This window comes from Frankia sp. CeCAU1 (assembly GCF_977971845.1).
In genome coordinates this window covers 1-6,345 of the sequence record NZ_CDWWXA010000200.1, presented here as the reverse complement: position 1 = coordinate 6,345, position 6,345 = coordinate 1, and the positions used below count along the sequence as shown (strand labels likewise).

The 6,345-nt window shown below is 76.0% G+C and carries 2 protein-coding genes; both read left to right on the top strand.

Going from position 1 to position 6,345, the window contains the following annotated elements; genetic code table 11:
- A partial coding sequence (locus tag AC08OO_RS21990; RefSeq protein ID WP_476619011.1) for an ATP-dependent helicase occupies positions 1-3,283 on the top strand: 3,283 nt, incomplete at its 5' end.
- The coding region (locus AC08OO_RS21985; protein WP_476619010.1) for an ATP-dependent helicase at positions 3,280-6,345 on the top strand (3,066 nt) is incomplete at its 3' end. The genes AC08OO_RS21990 and AC08OO_RS21985, both read left to right, overlap by 4 nt.

Sequence of the window (6,345 nt, the reverse complement as noted above, 5' to 3'; positions counted from 1 at the left end):
CCCCACCGCCCCGCGCCCCGGCTACCGGCTGATCGCCGCCCCGGTCGCGCCGCCGCGTCCGCTCGTCCTGGATGCGGCGCAGCGCGCGGTGGTCGAGCACGGCGTCGGGCCGCTGCTGGTGCTCGCCGGGCCCGGCACCGGGAAGACGGCCACGCTCGTCGAGGCGGTCGCCGCGCGGATCGAAGCCGGGACGGATCCGCGGTCGATCCTGGTCCTCACCTTCAGCCGGCGAGCCGCCGGAGAGCTGCGGGAGCGGATCACCGCACGGCTCGGTGCCGAGGGCGGGGCCGGCGGAGGTCCCGGGGCGTGGACGTTCCACGCCTGGTGCCTGGCGCTGCTGCGCGCGCACGAGCGGCCGGCCCCGCCGGGCGGGCTCCGGCTGCTGTCCGGCCCGGAGCAGGACAGTCGGCTGCGCGATCTCATCGAGGGTTCCCGCGAGGACGGCCGGCCGGTCTGGCCCGAGCCGCTCGTGGGTTGCCTGCGCACCCGCGGTTTCACCGAGGAGGTGCGGGCGCTGCTGGCCCGCGCCCGCGAGGTCGGGCTCGAACCGGTCGCGCTGGCGCAGCTCGCTCGGCGTACCGGCCGCCCGGACTGGGCCGCCCTCGCCGAGTTCTACGAGATGTACCTCGACGTGTTCGGATTCGAGGGGGCGGTCGACTACACCGATCTCGTCCACCGGGCCGTGGTCGTCGCCGAGAGTGCCGAGGGGGGCGCCTGGCTGCGTGGGCGCTACCGGCACGTCTTCGTCGACGAGTACCAGGACACCGATCCGGCTCAGGAACGCCTGCTGGGGGCGGTGGCCGGTGGTGGTGGCAACCTCGTTGTGCTGGGCGACCCGGACCAGTCGATCTACGCCTTCCGGGGGGCCGAGGTCGCCGGCCTGCTGGGCTTCCCGGCCCGGTTCCCCCGCCTCGACGGCGAGCCGGCGCCGATTGTCGCGCTGCGGCGCTGTCGGCGGATGGCCCCGGCCCCGCTGGCGGCGAGCCGGCACGTGGCCCGGCGGATCCCGGCCGCCGGGCTTCCGGTGGCCGCGATCCGGGCACACCGCGACCTCGTCGGGCGCGCCGACGCCGGGGCGGGCCAGGTGCAGGCCCGCACGTTTCCGGGCACCGGCGCGGAGGCCGAGGCGGTGGCCGACCTGCTCCGTCGCGAACATCTGGAGAACGGCGTCGCCTGGGACGCGATGGCGGTCCTGGTCCGCACGGCCGAGCGGATCGGCCGGTTGCGCCGCGTGCTGGCCGCCGCCGGCGTTCCGGTCAGCGCCGACGGTGACGACCTGCCGGTCGCCCAGGAGCCGGCCGCCGCCCTGCTCCTGCTGGCGCTGCGCTGCGCGGAGGATCCGGCCGGGGCGCTCACCGTCGACGCGGCGCGCACCCTGCTCACCTCGCCGCTCGGTGGAGCGGACCCGGCCGGGCTGCGGGCGCTGGGCCGGGCTCTGCGCACCTTCGAGCGCGACGCGGGGTCCGAGCATCCGGCGCCGTCGGCGGAGCTGTTGCGGGCGGCGGTCGCCGAGCCCGACCACTGGCTGGCGACGATCCCCGACGACCTGGCCGGTCCGGTCCGGCGGGTCGGCGGTCTGCTGCGGACGGCCGGTCAGGCGTTGCGGGACTCCTCGGGCGCCCCGCAGGACGCTCTGTGGGCGCTGTGGTCGGCGAGCGAGTGGCCGGCGCGGCTGCGACATGCCTCGGCGGCCGGGGGCGCCGCCGGGCGCGCGGCCGACCGTGACCTCGACGCCGTCGTGGCGCTCTTCGATGCCGTCACCCGGCTGGGCCAGCGGCGTGGGCCGGGCGGTGGCGTCGCGTCCCTGGTCGCGGAGCTCACCCGCCAGCAGATCGCCGGGGACGTCCTCAAGCCGGCCGGGGAGTCCGTGCGCCGCCGCGGGGTGCGGCTGCTGACCGCCCATCGCGCCAAGGGGCTCGAATGGGAGGTCGTCGTCGTCTGCGGAGTGCAGGACGGCACCTGGCCCGACCTGCGGGAGCGGCATTCGCTGCTCGGTGCGGAGCAGCTCGACGCGCCGTCCCGGGGCGGGTTGCGCCCGCCGCTGACCCGCCAGGACCTGCTCGCCGATGAACGTCGGCTGTTCTACGTCGCCCTGACCAGGGCGCGACGCCGGCTGGTCGTCACCGCGGTGAACAGCCCCGAGGACGACGGCAGCCTGCCGAGCCGCTTCCTTGAGGAACTGGGGGTAGCGGTGGAGCACGTGCCCGGTCGCCCAGCCCGGCCGCTCACCCTGGTCGGCCTGGTCGCGACCCTGCGCCGGCTGGCGACGGAACCGGGCTCAAGCCCGGTGATGCGCTCCGCCGCGCAGGCCCGCCTCGCCGCGCTCGCCGCCGCACGGGACCAGGCGGGCCGGCCCCTGGTGCCGGCCGCGCACCCGGACACCTGGTGGGGGCTGCTCGACCCCACCACGTCGGATGTTCCTGTCGTCCCGGTGGCCGGGCCGATCCGGCTGTCCGGCTCCTCGCTGTCGAGCATCGGCGCCTGTTCTCTGCGGTGGTTCCTCGAGCACGAGGCGTACGCGGTCACCCCGGCCTCGACCGCGCAGGGATTCGGCAAGGTGGTGCACGCCCTGGCGGACGAGGTCACGACCGGGCGGACCCCGGCCGACCTCGCCGCGCTCGACGCCCGGCTGGACACGGTGTGGCGGCAGTTGGACTTCGACGCCCGCTGGCGCTCCGATCAGGAGCGTGCGGCCGCCCGCGAGGCGCTCGCCCGCTTCCTGGACTGGCACGCCGCCGAGCGCGGTCGGCGCGTGATCGACGCGGAGGTCAGGTTCTCCTGCGACCTACGGGTCGCCGGGCGGGACGTCCAGCTGCGCGGATTCATCGACCGGCTCGAACTGGACGGGGCCGGCCGGGTCCACGTCATAGACTTCAAGACCGGTCGGACCGCGGTCGCTCCCGCCGAGCTCGCCACCCACCCCCAGTTGGGCAGCTATCAGCTCGCCGTGCGGGCCGGCGCGCTCGACGATGTGCTCGCGGCCGCGGCGCCGGATCAGCCCCGGGCGGTGCCCGGCGGGGCGGAGCTCGTGCAGCTCCGGCGGGATGCCGGCGCTGCGGCGGCCGGTCCGCGGCTGCCGGGGGAGCGGCCTGGCCCGCCGGAGGTCCAGGCCCAGAGCGCGCTGCCTCCCGACGGCGTGACCTGGATGGACGAGGTGCTCGACGCGGCGGTGCGCACCATCGACGCCGAGGCGTTCCGGCCGACGCCCGGCGACCACTGCACGCTGTGCACCTTCCAGACGAGCTGCCCCGCGCGGCCCGAGGGACGTCAGGTGGTCGAGTGAACCCGCAGGTGGAGCAGCCGGGCGCGGGTGTCCACGTGACGATTCCCCACCAGCCGTTCCTGCCCGGTTTCGACGGCGACGTCGACGGTGACCCGGCGGGCGGCGTCGCCGCTCCCCGGCTCGACCCGGATGACCTGCGCGACCTGCTGGAGGTCCCGTATACCGACGAGCAGATCGCCGCGGCCACTGCTCCGCTCGAACCGGGGGTCATCATCGCGGGCGCGGGATCCGGCAAGACCTCGGTGATGGCCGCGCGGGTGGTCTGGCTCGTCGCCACCAGGCAGGTGCGGCCCGACCAGGTGCTCGGACTGACCTTTACGACGAAGGCAGCGGCGGAGCTGTCCGGTCGGGTGCGGCTGGCGTTGCGCAAGGCGTCGGCCGGGGCGGGCCCGGGTGGACCGGCCGCGGACGGCGAGGTGGATGGGGAGCCGACCGTCGCCACCTACCATGCCTTCGCCGGGCGGCTGGTCGTCGACAACGCCCTGCGGCTGGGGCTGGAGCCGGACCTCCAGCTGATCTCCGGCGCGGCCCGCTACCAGCTCGCCGCCCGGGTCGCCCGCTCCCACGGCGGGAAGGTGGAGGCGCTGACACGTTCGCTGGGCGCGCTCGTCGGCGAGCTCGTCGCGCTGGACGCCGAGATGAGCGAGCACCTGGTCGATCCGGCGGACCTCGTCGCGTTCGACGGCGCGCTGCTCGCCGAGATCGACGCGGCGCTGCGGCGCGCCGAGCAGCGGCGGGGCACCCGGGGCGTCCGCCGGGAGCTACGCCGCTGCGCGGCCGCCGCCCGGGGGCGCCGGGAGCTGGCCGCCCTGGTGGCGGAGTACCGGGCGGCCCGGCGGGAACGCGACGTCCTGGACTTTGGTGACCAGGTCACCTGTGCCGCGAGGCTCGCCGAGACCATGCCGGAGGTCGGTCGGGCCGAGCGGGCGCGGGCCGCTGTCGTCCTGCTCGACGAGTACCAGGACACCTCGGTGGCCCAGCGGCGGATGCTCACCGGCCTGTTCGGCGGCGGGCATCCGGTCACCGCCGTCGGCGACCCCTGCCAGGCGATCTACGGCTGGCGCGGGGCGTCGGTGGCGAACCTCGACCACTTCCCCACGCACTTCCCCGGGGCCGACGGCACGCCCGCGGCCGTCTACGAACTGTCGGTGAACCAGCGCAGCGGCGGCAGGCTGCTCCGCCTTGCCAACACCGTCGCCGCACAGCTGCGGGCCCGTCACCGCGTCGTCGAGCTCCGCCCGCGGCCCGACGTGGCTGACCAGGGCGAGGCGGTGGTCGCGTTGCACGTCAGCTGGGCCGACGAGGTGGCCTGGATCGCCGGCCAGCTCCGCCGGGTGGTCGACGCCGGCACCGCTCCCGGCGACATCGCCGTGCTGGTCCGGGCCCGTGGCGACATCCCCGCGCTTTTTACCGCGATGCAGGCGGCCGGGCTGCCCGTCGAGGTCGTCGGGCTGACCGGGCTGCTCATCGTCCCGGAGGTCGCCGAGATCGTGGCCATGCTGGAGGTGCTCGACTCGCCGACGGCGAACGCCGCGCTCGTTCGGCTGCTCACAGGGCCGCGGGTGCGGCTCGGCCCCCGGGATCTCGCCGCGCTCGGCCGCCACGCGCGTGAGGCGGCGCGGGTCCCGGAGCCGGTCGGCGATCCGGACCTGCCGGGACGGTCCGATCCACTTGCCGAGGCGGTCGCCGACGTCGACCCCGCCGACGTCGTCGCCCTGTCGGACGTCCTCGACGACCCCGGGCCGCAGATGTCCGCGCCGGGGCGCGCCCGGGTGCGTCGGCTTGCCGCCGAGATCGCCGCGCTGCGTGGGCACGTCGGCGAGGGCCTGCTCGACCTGCTGCACCGGGTGGTCGCGACGATCGGGCTGGACGTGGAGCTCACGGCGACCGAGGTGGCGGTGCGGGCCCGGCGCCAGGAGAACGTCGCGGCCTTCCTGGAGGTGGCCGCGGGCTTCACCGATCCCGACGGCACGAACTCCCTGCCCGCGTTCCTCGGATTCCTCCGGGCGGCGCGGGAGCACGAGCGGGGTCTCGACGTCGCCGGCCCGTCCGGGGCCGACGCGATCGCCCTGATGACAATGCATCGCTCCAAGGGCCTGGAATGGGAGGTCGTCGCCGTCCCAAACCTGACCAGCAAGGTGTTCCCCGACCTGACCGTGCGCGACCAGTGGACCACCTCGCCGGGCGTGCTGCCGATCCCGCTGCGCGGCGACGCCGGCGATCTGCCGGCGTTCACGGTCTGCGCCGAGAAGGCCGCCCTGGACGCCTTCCGGGCCGATGCCCGTCAGTACGCCGAGCGGGAGGAACGCCGGCTCGCCTACGTCGCGGTCACCCGGGCGAAGTCGCTGCTGTTCGCGAGCGGGCACTGGTGGGGGCCCACCCAGAAGACCCCACGCGGTGCCTCGGTGTTCCTCGACGAGCTCGCCGAGCACGCCCGCACCGGCGGTGGGCTGGTCGACGTCTGGGCGCCGGAGCCGGCGGAGCGTACCAACCCGGCGCTGGCGACGCCGGAACGGTTCGCCTGGCCGATCCCCTACGAGCCGGAGCCGTACGCCCGGCGCCTCGCCGCGGCCGAGGGGGTCATGGCGCGGCTGGCCGCGTTGAGCGTACCGGGGGCGTCGGCGGAACCGGCCGGGGAACCGTTCGTCGACGGTCCGGCCGGGGAACCGTTCGTCGACGGTCCGGCCGGGATGACGGCGGCCGAGCGCGCCCTGCTCGCCGAGCTCGACCGGGAGGCCCGGCTGCTGCTCGCCGAGGAACGCGCGGCACGCCTCGCGCGGACCGATGTCGCCCTGCCGGCGAGCCTCACCGCGTCCCAGATCGTCCGGCTGCGTGCGGACCCGGAGGCGTTCGCCCGTGAGCTGGTCCGGCCGCTGCCGCGCCGTCCGGTGGCCGCGGCCCGTCGCGGTACCCGGTTCCACGCCTGGGTTGAGGAGATTTTCGACTACCGTGCACTGATCGACACCGAGGATCTGCCCGGCGCGGCCGACGCGGAGCTCACCGACGACGATCTGCGCTCGCTGCAGCAGGCGTTTCTGCGTACCGCGTACGCCGCCCGGCGG